We start from the raw sequence: 15,767 nt of genomic DNA, 5'->3' as shown, positions 1-15,767 counted from the left end.
CTGATGTCTTGGGCTTTGAGCCAGTCCTCCAAGCTGACGAGCGGTTCGTGAACGGGTTGCGCGGACCAGATCCATTCCTCGATGGGGTTGGCGCGGTTGCCGCGGGACTTGCGGCCCTTGCGGTTCCAGACCATGTGCCCGGTGTATTTGGGGTTGGTGAGGATGTCGCGCACGTTCGAATAGGTCCAGCGGCCGACGGAGCGCTTCGGGTCGACGGGGACCGGCGGTGGATAGGTCGCAGGATCGAGGTTGAGCCGGTCCGCGATGGCCTGGTAGCCGAGGCGTTCGGTGATGCGCCAGTGGTATGCCATGCGGACGGCGGGTGCCTGCGCGGGGTCGACGTCGAGGAACGTCTTCTTGACGCCCTTGGCCCGTTTGGCGGGGACCGGGTGCGGGACGTGACGGGCGCGGTAGCCGTAGCAGGGTTTCCCGACGTTGTATCCCGCTTCGGTGTGGATCGCGAAGCCGTCCCAGGACTTCTCCAGCATGTCGACGACATAGAACTCAGAAATGCTCTGCTTGACCCGGCGGGTCAGCAACGAGGTGGCGACCTTCGGCTTTCGACCGTCCACTGTGGCCAGTTGGAAGGGCTCATCGGCCGCGAGCAAACGCACCCCGGCACGCTCCAGGCGGTGCTCGATGGTTGTGCCGTAGTACATGTGCCGGGCGGTCCGTTCGATGGACTCGCAGATGACGTAGTCGAATCGCCGATCGGGACGTTCGGCCTCGGCGAGCAGGTCTTGGATGCCGCCGTCACGCGTGATCGGAATGTCGAACTGTTCATGCGCGTGCCCACCGCCGCGGACGTCGAGGTCCATGCGCCCGGATTCGACGTCGTAGAAGTGCGCGACGATCAGTCCGTCCTCGGGCAGCGCGCGCTGCGACGAACCGAGCTGACGCGGCAAAGACAATGTGGGGTCTTGCATGTCGCGAGTGGACACTCGGCCCAACCACGCGAACCGCAGCAAAGTGGGCTGCGCGGCGGCGAGCGGCTCGCCGCCCGCTGCCGCTGCGCTGTAGGGGCTTCGCGCGCGTCCTACGCTGCGTCGTCCAGCCCACGCGCGGACCTGTTCCGGGCCTGCCATTGTGTCACCTCCCACAACACTCGTGCTTGTTCCGCGGCCAGTCGCTGAGCCTCTATTCCTTCCACAGTGCGGATTTCGGCGACCAGTTCCGGCGGTTCGTCAGGAGCCAGACGTCCGGTGGCGTCGTCGCGGCGTTCGTATTCGCCTGCCAACGCTCACACCCCTTGGCCGCTCATGTAAAGGTTTCCGATCGTGAAATAGCTGGAGCCTAGGACGCGGCGGCGGAGGAGCGCGGTGAGTGCACGCGCCTGCGGCAGCATCTCCAAGACCGGGTTCCAGGGCTCGGTCGCGTAGGCGATCGGGACGCAGTGCTGTGCGGCGAGGCGTTCGCGATCCAGAATCTCGAACGGATCGCGCGATAGCCGCTCCGCCTTCTCGGAGACGATCAGGTCGTAGCCTGGTTCCGGGGTGGTCAGAGACGCGGCCAGCTCGGGCCACCCGCCTTCGCGTCGGGGCAGTCCCGCATCGTGCAGTGTCACCGGGTCCACGTCGGCGGGCAGGTCGTAGAAGCAGTGGGTGATCAGCACGCGAGGACGGAACACCCGCTCGCAAAGCGAGTACTGCTGGCGTAGGAGGCGCAGGGCGATTGTGTCGGTCCTGTTCTTGCGTCCGTAGAACACCGCCCTGATCGGCTCGGGCGCGGCGGTGATCCCGTCGGTGGCCGTAGTCGCTGCTGGGGCGGACATGGGAATCGTGCCTCCTGGTCTCCTCGTCCCGCGCCACTTGTAAGCACCTGTCATTCAGCGCAAACCAGCTGGTCAGAGCGTCCTGCTGGGTGGTGCGGGCCTGGGATCGTAGCGTCGATCGGCGAGAAACGGAGGCCCCGAACGAGTGGGCCCCGCCTGTCGTCCGCGTCACACCGGCGCGGGTGTCACGCGGCGCGTGGAACCGGTTCCGGGGCCTGGTGGGTGCCGCGGGCTCGTGCTTGCTGGCGGGGGTCGTGGACGCGCCAGGTGGCGAGGCGGCAGTAGTCGCGGCTGGCATCCAGCGAGATGGCGCGCCGGCCGTGCACGGCGGCGGCCAAGGCGGTGGTTCCGGTGCCACCAAAGGGATCGAGCACCACACAGGGAACGCTGGCCGCGCTCGTGTCGGCGCAGTCGCAAGCGTCGGCGAACTCGGTGGCCCGCGACAACAGGAACTCGCGGGCGTAGCCGCCCAGCGCTGCGCGCGCCTCGGCGACGAGCTGTTCACCGGGATGCTCATGCCCGCCCGGACGGCCCTGGGTGTCGATGGCACGGGGCGTGTCATTCAGTCCCGCGGCTCGGAGCGCGGACAGGTGGGCCTCGGTCAGGCCGTGTTCGCGCACCAGTTCCAGCGCACGCCGCGTCTGCGGCCGGGAGGTGTCCAGGCCGAAGGCGACCGGAACCCGGCGGCGGCCATGCCCGCACGCAGTACAGACGCGTCGTGGCGACCACCCGAGGACGAGTCGCCGAGGCCATTCCACAGGAAACGACGCGAAGTGCGCGATGCCCAAGTGCGGAGGCACCCGCAGGGGTTGCGGTGCGATCTCCCATACCGATCCGGGCAGGCGGCCGTGCGGGTGCAACATCTGCCGTCGTTTCAGAGTTTGTTGTTCCGCACCCGGGTAGTACCGGCCGTCGCGTGCCGCGCGGCCAGGATCGGATCGGTGCGGTGCCACACGAGCGAGACTCGACGCGGAGTGCGGGAGCCTGATGGTGTCGAGGGCGCTGTAGTAGCGCGGGTTGAGCGTGAAGTGGAACCAGGTTTCGTGGCTGCGGCGGACCCGGTCGCGCACGGACTCGGGCAGTCCGTGGGGTTTGGACCAGATGATCTCGGCGCGCAGAATCAGCCCGAGTTCGTCGATGCAGCGCAGGGCGTAGCGCCAGGGCAGGCCGATCAGCGACTTCGCCGGCACGGCGTAACTATGCGGGTTGCCACCGTCCGGGACGCGCGTGGCGCTGCGGGTTCCGCTCGACGCGCGGCCTGTGCCGCTGCCTTTGGTGTGGCCGGAGTATTTGTCGCCGAGGTTGATGAAGATCGACCCGGACGGCTTGAGGACGCGGATCATCTCGCGGGTGCAGGCGATCAGGTTCTCGAGATAGGCACTCGGGGTGTCTTCGGCACCGAGCTGTCCGCGGTAGGCGGTGTCGCTATCGCGGTAGGTCCGCAGCCCGAAGTAGGGCGGGCTGGTGACCACCAGATCGACACTGGCGTCCGGGACCGGAAGGTCGCGGGCGTCGCCGTGGATGATCTCCGGTTCGACAAAGGTGGTGGCGTCGTCGATCATTGCGGCCCTCCTGCGTCCGGGCCGGCTGCGTTGATGCGCCGGAGTGCGAGGTCGTGGTAGGCGGCGTTGGTGTCGATGCCGGTGAAACGCCGGCCGAGCGCGCGAGCGGCGACGCCGGTGGTTCCGCCGCCGCTGAACGGGTCGAGGACGTGCCCGCCGGGCGGGCATCCGGCCGCGATGCACCGGCGCGGGATCTCCACCGGCGACGGCGCGGGATGCCCGGCACGAGTGCGGTCGGGCGGGATGGTCCACACGTTGCCGGGATTGCGACCCCGCTGTTCGTCGGCGGGTGTGCGGGGCCAGGTTCCGCGGGCAGTATTCGGCTTGGTGCCGCCGTGGTGGGCGCGGCGGGACAGGGCACGGTCGCCGGTGTAGGGCTGCCGGATCGCATCGAGGTCGAAGTAGTAGTCCGGCTGCGTGACGAACAGGAAGAGCATCTCGTGCCGAGTCGCGAGCCGATCGGAGATCGGAGTGGGCGTGGCATGGGGCTTGTGCCACACGATCGCCGACCGCAAGATCCACCCGTCATCCTGCAAAGCGAAGGCCAGCCGCCACGGCATGCCGAGCAGATTCTTGTGCGGCACGTCCGCTCGTGGCCGGTAGTGCGGCTGGCCGGCCTGACCGGGAGCGCCGCACCAGTAGCCGTCGGAGTTGGTGGAGTAGCTGTCACCCAGGTTGAGCCACATCGTGGCCCGTGGGGTGAGCACCCGCCGGGCCGCGGCGAACATCGCGCGCAGGGTCTCGATGTAGTCGTCCGCGGTCGGTTCCAGCCCGAGCTGCGGGTGCTCGCGCCGTGCCCCGCAGTCTCGGCACCGCCACCGCCCGGCACCCGCGTCGCGGAGGCTGGCCGGGCGGTGGCGGCAGCCTGGTCGGCCGCCGGTCCAGGTGTCGGGGGCGTAGTCGCGCAGCCGCCAGTAGGGCGGGCTGGTGACCAGACAGTCCACCGAAGCCTCGGCCAGGTTTCGGATTCCGGCTTCGGCGTCGGCGGTCACCAGCGTGACAGCGTCGTCCTCACGGGGACTTGCAGCGGATACGGTCATGCGGCCCTCCCAGTGTCCTGCTCGGACAAGCCGAGGCGGCGCAGGCCGATGTCGTGAAACTCCGGGTTGAGGTCGATGCCGAGGTAGGAGCGGCCGAGCTGTCGTGCGGCCAGTCCGGTTGTGGCGGCGCCGCTGAACGGGTCGAGCACCACCCCGCCGTCGGGGCATCCGGCGGCGATACAGCGCAGCGGGATGTCGACCGGGAACGCGGCGAAGTGCGCCTCCCGCAACGGGCGGGTGGTGATCGACCAGACGTCTCCGGGATTCTTGCCCCGAGCATGCGCGGCGGTGTGCCGAGCCCCGGTCGGGCGCATCGCGTCGCCGTGGGTTTTCCCGGCGAACGGATCGGCGTCCCGGTATTTGCCGTAGACGCTGTGTCCGCGGCGGCGTGCGGTCGCGTCGATCCCGCCGTGGCGGCCCTTGTTCGCGCCGCCGATCACGATGCCCTCCCCGACTGCCTCGGGACGTGCGAGTGGTTCGCGAATCGGGTCGAGGTCGAAGTAATACCGTTGCTGTTTGGTCAGCAGGAACAGCATCTCGTACCGGTTGGAGACCCGGTCGCGCACAGATTCGGGCATGGCGTTGGGTTTGTGCCACACGATCGCGTTGCGCAGAATCCAGCCGTCGGCCTGCAACGCGAACGCGACCCGCCACGGCATGCCGACCAAGTTCTTCCGCGGCAGTGACCGTGTGCGCGCCACCCCGGCCTGGCGCACCGACTCCCGCAGCGGCGCCGCCGCGCCACGGCCGGACAAGGTGCTCGCCCGCATCGCGTCCCCTGTGCGGCCGGGCGGTTCGGCGGAGTACGAATCGCCCAGGTTCAACCACACCGTGCCGGTGTCGGACAGGACACGGTGCAGCTGCGCGAAGACCTCCCGCAGCCGGTCGACGTAGTCCTGCGGGGTCGCCTCCAGGCCGTGCTGATTGTCCTCGCGGCGGGCGCCGCACCGGCGGCAGCGCTGCGGCACGCCACCGCGATGCGCTGCGGATGCGGGATAGGCGAGCCCGGGGTGTTTGGACTGGGGAATGTTGCCGCCGCGTCCGGTCGCGGCAAGGTGCGCGCAGCCGGGGTCACCGCCGACCCAGGTTCCGGTCCCGTAGTCGCGTAGCCCCCAGTACGGCGGGCTGGTGACCACGCAGTCCACCGACTTCTCCGGCAAGCCGGCGAGGGTGGCGGTGGCGTCGCCGGTGTAGAGCGTGACCGTCTCGTCGCGGTAGTGGACGGGGCTCGTCGGATGCTGGGTCATGCCGCCTCCCGGCTCTGGTCGGTGAGTCCGGTGGTGTCGGTGTCCGGGGTCGGTGAGACCCAGCGGGCTCGGCGGTTGTGGACCGTCCAGAACAGGGCGGGTTCGACCAGCGCCCGGTGGCTGCGCTGCCGCGACCACGTCCAGTTTTCCGGCGGCTGATCCACGCCGCGCAGCGTGCGATCACGCACGACGTAGCCGAGGTAGACGGGGTTGGCCAGGATGGTGCGCACCACCGCGCGGCTCCACGCGCGCGCCCGGCCGGACACGGGATCGAGCGGGCGGGGATGCTGCTGTTCGGTCAGGCGCCGGGCGACGGCGCGGTCGCTGAGGTTCTCGTGTGCCGACCAGGCGAAGATCAGCGACACGACCGGCGCGCGCAGCGCATCAACGACCAGCCGGTGCCGCCACCCCGCACGAGCGGACTCCGGCTCCACCCAGTGATGTTCCAGGGCGTAGCCGTACGGTGCGGGCCCGAGCCACCAGCCGTCGCGGGTGCGCTGCCACAGCGTCAACCGCGACCGCCGGGCCAGCTCCACCTGATACAAGTAGACGCCCAGATCGGCAGACTCGCGCCGATCATCGTCGTCATACGGAGCCAGCGGGTATCCGGTGAGGGCTTCGCGCAGCCGCCGCCATCCGGTGGGTGACTCCGGCCTGCGCGTGCGATAGCTGACGAACGGATAGAACAGAGGATTGATCCGGGGCGAGACCCGACGCGGGCGACGACCCGGTTGCGGGGTGAGGTCCATGAGATTCGCTCCTTCGGCAAGGTGGGTTTGAGGTCGCGAGCCGCGGGATGTCGGCTCCCGTCGCTGCGCCACGGGCAAGGCGCCGACGGCTGCTGGGTGAAGCGGCGCGCACTCAGGCGGCGGCCAAATCGGGCCGTGTCCCGCGCCCGGGGCGGGGTGGTCGCGGCGGTGCGGGCACCGCGGGGAGGGGCTGGTTCAGGGCCGTATCGGCGGCGTCGGGATCGGCCCGGAGCACCAGCGCGGTGTGGTGCGCGGGCAGCGCGACCGGATGCCCGAGCGCGCGTTCGGCGCGGGTGGCGGCGCGCCGCTGGGCCAACGACGCGCGGGTGTAGGTGCGGCCTCGTCGCACCGTCGCGGTCAGCGCCACACACCGCGCAACCGGTGCCAGCCCGGCCGCGGTGGCGACCGCCGCGATCCGGCTGGGAACGTCGAGCAGGTCGTGCCGCACGGGGTGGCGCTGCGGGGCACTGGTGATGACCACGTGCCCGCCCGGACGCAGCAGCGGCCGGTATTGCGCAAGCAGCCCGTGCAACCGCTCCAGCGCACCATCCAGGTCGCCGGCCGGACCGGGTCGCAAGGTTGTCAGGAGGAGATCGATCCGCCCGGTCAGTCCGGCCGTGGCCGCGGCGACGGCCGTGCCGGGGCGTCGGTCGAGGATGAGGACCATGCCGTCGACGAACACCCCGCGTGCCTTCGTGGCGGTCACGTTGGCGCGGGCCAAGCGCCACCACCGGCGCTGCCCGGTCAAGCCGATCGCGTGCCGCCCGGCCCGGAGCGCTTCGACGATCGTGGTGCCCGCTCCGCAGTCGGGATCGAGCACGACATCACCGGGCCGGGTCAGCGCCGCGATGGCGTAGTGGGCGATCGCCGGGGCCATCAGGGCAGGGTCGGCACCGGTGGCGTCGTGGTAGCCGCCCTCGTTCAGCTGGGCCGTCAGGCTGTCGGTCCCGGTCGGCCACACCGACGACACAACGGGACCTTCGGACCGCTCCCCCGCCGGGCGGGGGACCTGCGTGCCGGTGCGCTTAGACATCCGAGGTCTCCTTCTGGTCGAGGGCACCGCCGTCCGTCGCGTCCGACGCCATCCGCCCGAGCAGAACGAGGTCGTGGTGCACCGTGCGCAGCGGTGGCGCTGTGGCGTCGACCGCGCGCGGCGAGAAGTCCGGCACAGCTACTGCGGTGCCCATCCGGTCGGCGGTTGTGAGGCAGTCCGGCGTGTCCGGTACGGGCGCGGTGAGCACGGCGATGTGATCGAGACATCGCAACCCCTGACTACCCAGGGTGTTCAGCAAAGTCGCGTGCGGATCACGCAGCCAACCATCGCGGCTATCACTGTGTGTGACTGCCGCGAGGAGGCCGCGCGGGGCGAGCAGGGCGTCCCAGTCGGTGCGTGCGAGCCAGTCGGTGGCGTGCGGATCGAGCGCGGTGATGATCAGGTTGAAGCCACCGCGCGGTCCGTCTCCGTCGCGATGCCGAGGGCGTGCGGAGTCGGGGTGCGGTCCGGGAACCGGGTGCAGCCCGAGCCGACCGAGTCGGGGTCGCGACGCCGACTCGGATGCGGCGCGGCGGGATGAGTTGGTGTGCTCGGCCGGGTCGTCGGGGGCGGGTGCCGTGGTCGCGGTGTCGGCGCCACGGCCGAGCCGAGCGACGGTCCAGACTGCCTTGGCGAGACCGGCGTACGCCTCGGCGCTGCGGGCGTTGCCGGCCGCGTGCTGAAGAGCGCGCGGGGATGGCGGCGGCGTGAGCAGAAGGACGCGGTCGCCGGGGCGGGTGTAGGTCGTCACGAGGGTGACGATCGTGCGTCCGAGCCAGCCGGGAAGCAGTGCGGTACCGGGCAGCATCTCCGCGTCGGCGAACGACCAGAACGTCGCCGGACGTGGACGTCGGGCAGCTGCGGTAGCAGGTGTGGTCCGTGGCGCGCGGTGCCGGCCACGGCGGGGGCTCGCCGTGTCGCGATGTGGCAAGCGGCGGTGACGGCGTCCGGGCTCGGGATGCGGTGTTGAAGTCATCGGTGGCCTTCCTCGCGGTGTGATCGGCGTGGTCTGCCAAGTCACCCCAAGAAGCCGGTTTTGAGGCCGTTTTTCGACACCGCTCGCCCAAGTTTTTTGCGAACTCCCGAAGCCCACCGCCCCACGCATCTTGACGCGAACCCGAATACATCGACGCTTTCCCAGCGTCCGGAGGTATTCGAGCACGACACTGTGTGGATTGACTTGCTGTCGAATAACCCGCGCTCAGGTCAAGAAGAATTTCTGACCCGATTCAAAAGCGCTCGGCCGGAGTCGCCACGAGTCCACCACGGCGGACCGCCGACTGCCTACTAAGAAGCACTTAAAAGACCAGCTCACACGCTACTAAGGCGATCCTGGATGCCGCCGGGGCAGGCTGTCCCGAGCGGGGGTTTCTGAATCCTTCAAGGTGGCGGCTTTAGTAGTCGCGTCCACCTACTAAGAAGATCATCCTTGTTCTTTTCTTGTCCTTTTCTTGTCGCTGCCCTGGCGTCCTGACGGAGCTGATTCACCAACTCCAGTCAGGAGCACCTCAATGACGAACGACGAGATTGTGTCCGCACCTATCCGGCCCGATCACGAGGGGCACGAATGGTTGCCGCTAGACACCGCGCGCGACGCCTTCGGGTGGCTGGTCACCGGGCCGAAGCCGATGGCCGTGGACGGGGCCCGGTTCGCCGGATTGCCGCGGCGGCCGGTGCCGCTGGACGAGCTGCGGGACCGGGTGATGAGCAAGCAGTGCCCGCATCGCACCCAAGACGACGTGTGGGCGCATTTGGTTCTGCGTTCCCGCGCTCACGGGGGCGCGTGGACAGTCGCGTGCGTCGGGATGGCACTGCCGTCGCTGGCCTCGAGTTCCCGGTGGCTGGCGGCGCGGTATCCGCTCGATCGCGCAGATGTCCACGCGGCCGTCCTCGCCGGATTCGTCCAAGCGTTGGCGACGGTGGATCTGACCGATCCCGGGATCATCGCCAGGCTGCACTTCGCCGCTCGCCGTGCCGGGCAAGCGGCGCTGGAAGCGTCTCTGGACGCCCCGCTGCCGGCGGGCTCGGGCTATCACTCCGCGGCGCCGCGCCCGCCGTACGGGCACCCCGACTTGGTGCTCGCACGGGCGGTCGGTGAGCAGATTCTCACCCCCGCCGAAGCGGACCTGATCTCGGCGACCCGGCTCGGCGAAACATCGGTGACCGACTGGGCGCAAGCCCACGGCACCGCGCTCAAGACCGCGTTCAAGGCGCGTGATCGAGCCGAAGACCGACTCGTCACGTGGCTGCGCGATCAGCTCGCCGACACCGACTCCGAAGACCCCGTCGCCGACGCAGCGGTCGCCGCTCTGGTCGCCGACTCGCCGGACGCTCCCGCCGAGGAAAACCCGCACTTGTCACGCGCTGTGAGCGGTCGTCTGCGCAACGGCTGGCCGACCGATTCCAAAAAATCGTCACGGGCGGTGTCGAAAAACGACCCGCAATCCGGCTTCTTGGGGTGCGGGGAGATCCCACCCAGCTCTCCGCGTACCGCCGAGCACGAGCCGACTTCGGAGGTGCGCCGATGCGCGTGACACCCCATCCCCAAACCCAGCACACCACCGCGCCGCCGCGCTCCCTCGCGTCGAGCGCATCCGAGCAGAACCGGCCCCGCACGGGCGTCGCCGGCCACTCGCGACCGCCAGCACACGCGGATGCCGCACGTCCACGTCATCGGACCTCTCCGGCGCGACCGGTGCGCCGCGCGGTGACGCGCTCGGTTGCCTTCGCGGTACTCGGCGCGGTCCTGCTCAGCTCGCTCACCGCGGATGTGGCGCAGGCTTCCACACAGGTGCTCGCGATCGCGAGCAGCGTCGGGCAGGTCTTCGACAACATCAGGAATTGGTTGGTCGGGATCCTCGCCGGGCTGGCGACTGTGTTCCTCACCGTCGGCGGCGTCCGGTACCTGATGGCTGCGGGTGATCCCGGGGAAGTAGAGAAGGCCAAGCAGTCGTTCAAATCGGCGGGCTGGGGCTACGGGCTGGCGGCGCTGGCACCGCTCGTGGTGGAAATCCTGCGCGGGATTGTCGGGGCCTGAGGCCATGGCTGCGACCCGACACCCCCGCGTGCCCGAGCCCGATCGTGGCGAGCCCGGCACCGGCGCACGCCCGGCGGACCCGGCGCGCCGGGAGCGGGTCCTGCTCGCCCCGCCAACCTCGCAGCTCACCGGACGCGGTTCCCGGCGGCGGTTGGTCTGGCTGCTGGCTCTGGGGCTGACCGTGGTGCTCGGCGGTGCGCTGGCTGTCAGTGCGTGGGCCTCGCCCGGCGCACCCCGGCAGCCGGGCACGCAGCAGGCGGCGCTGGCGCAGCCCGCGGCGCAGCAACCGCCACCTCCGTTGCCGCTGCCGCCCCACCCCAGCGGCACGTGTGCCCCGAACTCGCCGAACCCGACGTGTCACTTTCCGACCGGCTCGCCGCGCCCGTCGGTCCCGGCGACGCCGCTGCCGCCGATCACTGAGCTGCCGCCGCCGACGAGTTGCTTCCCCGGCCAGATCGGGTGCACGCCCGGTGGCCCGTCCACCGCGCCGAGCACGACTGCGAACCCGCCGTGCGCGGGTGAGGACTGCATCCCGCAGCCCACCCCGCCACCGAGCACGAGTACGCAGCCGGGTGGTCCCAGTACGGGAAACGGCGATCCGGACTGCGGGCTGACCAACATCACCGGCTGCATCGCCAAGGCGATCAACGGGGTGTTCAAGGATCTGGTCAATGCCGCGCTGTCGCCGATCCTGGAGCTGCTCGGCCACACCGCGCTGACCACGCCGACGCTGGATCAGCTTCCCGGTATCGGCGAGCTGTGGAACAACTCGTGGCAGATCGTGCTGGCCTGCTACGGGATGCTGATCCTCGTCGCCGGGATCGTGGTGATGTCCCACGAGACGGTGCAGAGCCGGTACTCGATCAAGGAGATCGGCCCGCGGATTCCGATCGGATTCCTCGCCTCCGCGCTGTCGTTGTTCTTCGCGGAGAAGTTCATCCGGCTGGCCAACGCGCTGTCCGCCGCCGTGCTCGGCGACGGGGTGAATCCGCCGTCGCTCGGGTCGACCCTCAAGGACGCGGTCGAGGGCGCGGTCTCCGGCGGGTTCTTCATGATCCTGCTGGCGCTGGTGCTCGTGGTCGTCGGGATCGCCCTGCTGATCGTCTACGTCGTCCGCGTGGTCATCACGTTGATCTTGATCGTCACCGGGCCGCTGTTTCTGATGTGTCACTGCCTGCCCCACACCGACGGCATCGCCCGGTGGTGGTGGAAGGCGCTCGGGGCGACACTGGCGATCCAGGTTGCCCAGTCGCTGGTGCTGATCACCGCCGTGCGGACCTTCCTTGCCGGCGGAGTGCATCTGTTCGGCTCGACGCTGTCCGCGCTCGGCATGCTCATCGCCGCGATCGCGCTGTTCTACATCTTGTTCAAGATTCCGTTCTGGTTCCTCTCCGCCACCAAGATCGGCAACGGCCGGTCCTTCCTCGGCGGGCTCGCGAAGGCGTACATCGCGGCGAAGACGTTCGGGATGGTCGCCGGGAAGTCCGGCGGGCTGGGCAAAGCCGGAGCGGTCGCCGGTGGCGGAAAAGGCGGTAAGGGCGGTGGGGGCCGCGGCGGTGCTGCTGCCGATCCACCGTGGCCCGCTCAGCCGCGGATCGCGCCGACACCGGAGGCGGTCAACAAGCGGTTGCAGGCGGCCTACGACGCCGACCGCGCCCGTGCTGCCCAGCAGCCGCGCCCGCCCTCGCAGCGACCGGAGTTTCTGCAGCCCGGTCCGCAGGAGACCACCCACGACCCGGCCGTCACCCCGGCCACCCAAGGACCCGTCATGCCCGAATTCAGTTCCGCATCCAAGCCCGCTACTGCGGCCCCGCCGCCCGCCGGGCGGCGCCGCAAGCAGGCCCCGACAGCACCCCGGTTCCAAGCTCCCCGTGCACCGCGCCGCACCGGTGGCACCGTGCCCCCGGCTCGGCCGGTCGCAGCGGCCGCGGTTCCACCGCACTTGCGGTTCCAGCCGCCGACGCCCGACCCGCCCCACATGTCCCGGCCGGCCACGCCTGCGACCGCGCCGCCCGCCGCCCCGGCGTTCCGCACCGCGCACCCGCACCCGCAGCCGCGCCTCGGCGACGCCCGACCGCGCACGCCGTCCGTGCCGCCGGTGACGTTCCGGGCACCGACCACGCCGCCGACGCCGCCGAGGTCCGCGCCGAAAGCCCCGCCCCGTGGAGGCGAGAAGCCATGACCCAGCCCGTGCGCATCCCGTCCGACGTCGATCGCGAGGATCGCGTCCTGGCCAACCTCACCGCCCGGCAGCTGGCGATCCTCACCGTGACCGGAATCGTGCTCTACGGCGCCTGGACGCTGGCCCGCGGTGTCGTGCCGCTGCCGGTCTTCCTGATCGTCGCTATTCCGATCGGGGTCAGTGCCGCGGTCCTGGCGTTGGGGCAGCGCGATGGCATGAGCCTGGACCGGCTGCTGCTCGCCGCGGTCCGCCAGCGGCTGCAACCTCGGCACCGGGTCGCCGCTCCCGAAGGGGTGCGGGCCGCACCCGAGTGGCTGACCAGCAGCATCACCGCGACTGATGCCACCGGTGCTACGAGCACGTCGGAGGTATCTCCGGCGGCGCTGCGGCTGCCCGCGGAAGGAGTCACCGAGGCCGGTGTCGTCGACCTCGGCCCCGACGGGGTCGCGATGGTTGCGGTGGCCAGCACCGTCAACTTCGCGCTCCGCACGCCCGGTGAGCAGGAGGCGCTGGTCGCGTCCTTCGGCCGGTATCTGCACTCGATCTCCGCGCCGGTACAGGTGCTCATCCGGGCCGAACGCCTCGACCTGAGCCGTCAGATCAGCGACCTGCACGAGGCCGCCCCCGGATTGCCGCATCCGATGCTCGAAGCCGCCGCGCGAGAGCATGCGACCTACCTCGACCAGTTGCGCCGCTCCACCGATCTGCTGCGCCGCCAGGTACTGCTGGTGCTACGCGAGCCGATCCGCGCAACGGGGCCGACGGACGGGCTCGGCGGCGCGTCCCCGCTCGCCGCGCTGCGGGCACGGCGCGCCCGCGGACGGGACGGCGAGGTCACCGAGACCACGCGGCGCTCGGCGGAAACCCGGCTCGTGCGGAGGCTGGGCGAAGCCACCGAACTGCTCTCCCCGGCCGGGATCACGATCACGCCCCTGGACGCCGGGCAGGCCACCGCCGTACTGGCCACCGCATGCAATCCCGACAGCCTGATCCCGCCCTCGGCGGGTCTGGCCGGCGCGGACGAGGTGATCACCACCGCCGCTGCAGACCCCGACGACGAGCCACCAGTCCATCACCGAAGCACAGCCAGCCGGGGCGGGCGCGACAGCGCGTCGCCGGAGCCGACGGCCCTGGACGAGTGGGAGGGCGGGGACCTATGAGCAGGAAGTTCGGCCGTAGCCGAGGCCGCGGGGCACCGCACACGAACGCACCGTTGGGGAGGGCCAGTGCGTTCACTCCGGACTCGCTGTCGGTCGCGCCCCGGCACCTGGAGATCGGCGGCGAATGGGTCTCCTCCTTCGCGATCACCGGCTACCCGCGCGAGGTGCATGCGGGGTGGCTGCAACCGCTGCTGTCCTACCCCGGCCGCGTCGACGTGTCCCTGCACATCGAGCCGATCGACCCCGTCACCGCCGCCAACCGGCTCAAGCGCCAGCTGTCCAAGCTGGAGTCCGGGCGGCGCCACACCTCCGAGAAGGGCCGGTTGCTGGACCCGATGGTCGAGGCCGCCACCGAGGACGCCTACGACCTCTCGGCCCGCGTCGCCCGCGGCGAAGGGAAGTTGTACCGGCTCGGCCTGTATCTGACCGTGCACGCCACCAGCGAAGCCGATCTCAGCGAGCAGGTTGCCGCGGTGCGGGCACTCGCGGCGTCGCTGCTGATGAACGCTCAGCCGACCACCTACCGGTCGCTGCAAGGCTGGGTGTCCACCCTGCCGCTGGCGCTCGATCTCATCGGGATGCGCCGCACCTTCGACACCAGTGCGCTGGCCGCCGCGTTTCCCTTCACCAGCCCCGATCTGCCGCCCGCCGACCCGACCAGCGTCGCCGCACCGGCCGGTGTGCTGTACGGGTTCAACGTCGGATCGCAGGGTTTGGTGCATTGGGACCGTTTTTCCGCCGACAACTACAACGCGGTGGTGCTCGGGCGCTCCGGCGCGGGCAAGTCCTACCTGGTGAAGCTGGAAACCCTGCGCAGCCTCTACCGCGGGGTTGAGGTCGCGATCATCGACCCGGAGGACGAGTACCGGCGGCTGTGCGAGGCCATCGGCGGTACCTACATCCACCTCGGTAGTTCCGAGGTCAGGATCAACCCGTTCGACCTGCCGATCGCCCTCAGGCCGGACGGGCGTCGCACCGCCCCCAAGGACGCCCTGACGCGCCGGGCACTGTTCCTGCACACCGTCATCGGAGTGTTGCTCGGCACCGAACTGTCCGCGCAGCAACGCGCCGTGCTCGACCGGGCGATCATGGCCACCTACCAGCAAGCCGGGATCACCAGCGACCCACGGACCTGGGGCAGGCAGGCGCCGCTGCTGGCGGATCTCGCCGCAGTCCTCACAGCCACCGGCGATCCGATCGCCACGGACCTCGGCTCCAGGTTGCACCCGTTCGTCGAGGGCGCGTTCTCGGCGATGTTCTCCGGGCCGACCACCACGCGGCCCGAGGGCCACCTGACCGTGTTCAGCCTGCGTGACCTGCCCGACGAACTCCGGCCGATCGGCACGCTGCTCACGCTGGACACGGTGTGGCGGCGGGTGTCCAACCCGGCCATCCGACGGCCACGACTGATCACCGTCGACGAAGCGTGGCTGCTCATGCAAGACCCTGCCGGGGCGCGGTTTCTGCACCGGATGGCCAAAGCAGCCCGCAAACACTGGGCGGGCTTGACGATCGCGACCCAAGATGTCGGCGATGTCCTCGGGACAGACCTGGGCAAGGCGATCATCGCCAACGCCGCGACTCAGATTTTGCTTCGCCAAGCACCGCAGGCGATCGACGAGATCGTGGCGACCTTCAACCTGTCCGAGGGCGAGAAGCAGTTCCTGATTTCCGCGGACAAGGGACAAGGTCTGCTCTCGACCGGGACTCAGAGAGTCGCGTTCCAGTCGCTGGCTTCACCGCAGGAAAACGCGCTCATCACAACAGATCCGGCCGAGTTGGCGCAGTACGCGGAACACGAATCTAGCACGGACGACGGCGGCGCGTTTGTAGATCTCGGCGTCGACGACACCGAGCTGACGCTTGATGCGGACGCTGACGGTCACGTCGACCTCGGCAGCGCTGCGTAACCCGCCCCACCGCTGCGGATCGATCCCTTCAACCACAACGTTTCTGCTCGTTTCTTGCACCCCGACTGACTGCCTT

Annotated in this window: 13 protein-coding genes and 1 pseudogene; 6 read left to right on the top strand and 8 right to left on the bottom strand. The window is 70.1% G+C overall.

Annotated elements, in window-relative coordinates; genetic code table 11:
• Positions 1–14: 14 nt before the first annotated feature.
• Positions 15–488 (bottom strand): annotated as a pseudogene (locus tag ABD793_RS42870) (recombinase family protein); the annotation flags it as partial.
• Between ABD793_RS42870 and ABD793_RS33295 the strand changes: the two are divergent.
• The gene (locus ABD793_RS33295) at positions 453–1,133 is read left to right on the top strand and encodes a hypothetical protein (RefSeq protein ID WP_344867252.1); all 681 of its coding nucleotides are present in this window, start codon (positions 453–455) and stop codon (positions 1,131–1,133) included. The pseudogene ABD793_RS42870 and the gene ABD793_RS33295 overlap by 36 nt on opposite strands.
• A gap of 107 nt (positions 1,134–1,240) precedes the next feature.
• On the opposite strand, the gene ABD793_RS33290 is transcribed toward ABD793_RS33295, so the two are convergent.
• The 7 genes from ABD793_RS33290 to ABD793_RS33260 form a co-directional block, all read right to left on the bottom strand.
• Positions 1,241–1,771, bottom strand: coding sequence for a hypothetical protein (locus ABD793_RS33290; protein WP_344867251.1), 531 nt, complete (start codon positions 1,769–1,771; stop codon positions 1,241–1,243).
• A gap of 185 nt (positions 1,772–1,956) precedes the next feature.
• A complete protein-coding gene (locus ABD793_RS33285) occupies positions 1,957–3,333 on the bottom strand; it encodes a DNA-methyltransferase (protein ID WP_344867250.1) in 1,377 nt (458 codons plus the stop codon).
• The gene (locus ABD793_RS33280; protein WP_344867249.1) at positions 3,330–4,373 is read right to left on the bottom strand and encodes a DNA-methyltransferase; all 1,044 of its coding nucleotides are present in this window, start codon (positions 4,371–4,373) and stop codon (positions 3,330–3,332) included. The genes ABD793_RS33285 and ABD793_RS33280 overlap by 4 nt, the downstream gene beginning before the upstream one ends.
• Entirely contained in the window at positions 4,370–5,620 is a 1,251-nt protein-coding gene (locus tag ABD793_RS33275) for a DNA-methyltransferase (RefSeq protein ID WP_344867248.1), read from the bottom strand. The genes ABD793_RS33280 and ABD793_RS33275 overlap by 4 nt, the downstream gene beginning before the upstream one ends.
• A complete protein-coding gene (locus ABD793_RS33270; RefSeq protein ID WP_344867247.1) occupies positions 5,617–6,369 on the bottom strand; it encodes a recombinase family protein in 753 nt (250 codons plus the stop codon). The genes ABD793_RS33275 and ABD793_RS33270 overlap by 4 nt, the downstream gene beginning before the upstream one ends.
• Before the next feature lie 112 nt (positions 6,370–6,481).
• Positions 6,482–7,402, bottom strand: coding sequence for a DNA methyltransferase (locus tag ABD793_RS33265; protein WP_344867246.1), 921 nt, complete (start codon positions 7,400–7,402; stop codon positions 6,482–6,484).
• Positions 7,395–8,378: a hypothetical protein gene (locus tag ABD793_RS33260; RefSeq protein ID WP_344867245.1), complete on the bottom strand. Its 984-nt coding sequence runs from the start codon at positions 8,376–8,378 to the stop codon at positions 7,395–7,397. The genes ABD793_RS33265 and ABD793_RS33260 overlap by 8 nt, the downstream gene beginning before the upstream one ends.
• A gap of 535 nt (positions 8,379–8,913) precedes the next feature.
• On the opposite strand from ABD793_RS33260, the gene ABD793_RS33255 reads away from it, so the two are divergent.
• The 5 genes from ABD793_RS33255 to ABD793_RS33235 all read left to right on the top strand — a co-directional run bounded on the left by ABD793_RS33255 (position 8,914) and on the right by ABD793_RS33235 (position 15,691).
• The gene (locus tag ABD793_RS33255) at positions 8,914–9,936 is read left to right on the top strand and encodes a hypothetical protein (protein WP_344867244.1); all 1,023 of its coding nucleotides are present in this window, start codon (positions 8,914–8,916) and stop codon (positions 9,934–9,936) included.
• A 173-nt stretch (positions 9,937–10,109) separates the two neighbouring features.
• Positions 10,110–10,439, top strand: a complete 330-nt coding sequence (locus ABD793_RS33250; RefSeq protein WP_425548808.1) for a pilin — start codon at positions 10,110–10,112, stop codon at positions 10,437–10,439.
• Between the two features lie 4 nt (positions 10,440–10,443).
• A complete protein-coding gene (locus ABD793_RS33245) occupies positions 10,444–12,621 on the top strand; it encodes a TrbL/VirB6 family protein (RefSeq protein WP_344867243.1) in 2,178 nt (725 codons plus the stop codon).
• A complete protein-coding gene (locus tag ABD793_RS33240; protein WP_344867242.1) occupies positions 12,618–13,781 on the top strand; it encodes a PrgI family protein in 1,164 nt (387 codons plus the stop codon). Before ABD793_RS33245 ends, ABD793_RS33240 begins: the two co-directional genes overlap by 4 nt.
• Positions 13,778–15,691: a VirB4 family type IV secretion system protein gene (locus ABD793_RS33235; RefSeq protein ID WP_344867241.1), complete on the top strand. Its 1,914-nt coding sequence runs from the start codon at positions 13,778–13,780 to the stop codon at positions 15,689–15,691. Before ABD793_RS33240 ends, ABD793_RS33235 begins: the two co-directional genes overlap by 4 nt.
• Positions 15,692–15,767: the final 76 nt, after the last annotated feature.

The sequence above is a fragment of the Amycolatopsis ultiminotia genome (genome assembly GCF_039536925.1).
In the GTDB taxonomy this organism is placed as follows: domain Bacteria; phylum Actinomycetota; class Actinomycetes; order Mycobacteriales; family Pseudonocardiaceae; genus Amycolatopsis; species Amycolatopsis ultiminotia.
Note: the sequence above shows the minus strand (reverse complement) of the source record. Positions and strands in the feature narration are given on the sequence as shown.

What these genes read in the sequence shown, in the direction of transcription:
- ABD793_RS33270 (WP_344867247.1), bottom strand. Translation starts at nt 6,369, where the DNA reads ATGGACCTCACCCCGCAACCGGGTCGTCGCCCGCGTCGGGTCTCGCCC.
- ABD793_RS33240 (WP_344867242.1), top strand. Translation starts at nt 12,618, where the DNA reads ATGACCCAGCCCGTGCGCATCCCGTCCGACGTCGATCGCGAGGATCGC.
- ABD793_RS33285 (WP_344867250.1), bottom strand. Translation starts at nt 3,333, where the DNA reads ATGATCGACGACGCCACCACCTTTGTCGAACCGGAGATCATCCACGGC.
- ABD793_RS33275 (WP_344867248.1), bottom strand. Translation starts at nt 5,620, where the DNA reads ATGACCCAGCATCCGACGAGCCCCGTCCACTACCGCGACGAGACGGTC.
- ABD793_RS33245 (WP_344867243.1), top strand. Translation starts at nt 10,444, where the DNA reads ATGGCTGCGACCCGACACCCCCGCGTGCCCGAGCCCGATCGTGGCGAG.
- ABD793_RS33255 (WP_344867244.1), top strand. Translation starts at nt 8,914, where the DNA reads ATGACGAACGACGAGATTGTGTCCGCACCTATCCGGCCCGATCACGAG.
- ABD793_RS33280 (WP_344867249.1), bottom strand. Translation starts at nt 4,373, where the DNA reads ATGACCGTATCCGCTGCAAGTCCCCGTGAGGACGACGCTGTCACGCTG.
- ABD793_RS33260 (WP_344867245.1), bottom strand. Translation starts at nt 8,378, where the DNA reads ATGACTTCAACACCGCATCCCGAGCCCGGACGCCGTCACCGCCGCTTG.
- ABD793_RS33265 (WP_344867246.1), bottom strand. Translation starts at nt 7,402, where the DNA reads ATGTCTAAGCGCACCGGCACGCAGGTCCCCCGCCCGGCGGGGGAGCGG.
- ABD793_RS33290 (WP_344867251.1), bottom strand. Translation starts at nt 1,771, where the DNA reads ATGTCCGCCCCAGCAGCGACTACGGCCACCGACGGGATCACCGCCGCG.
- ABD793_RS33235 (WP_344867241.1), top strand. Translation starts at nt 13,778, where the DNA reads ATGAGCAGGAAGTTCGGCCGTAGCCGAGGCCGCGGGGCACCGCACACG.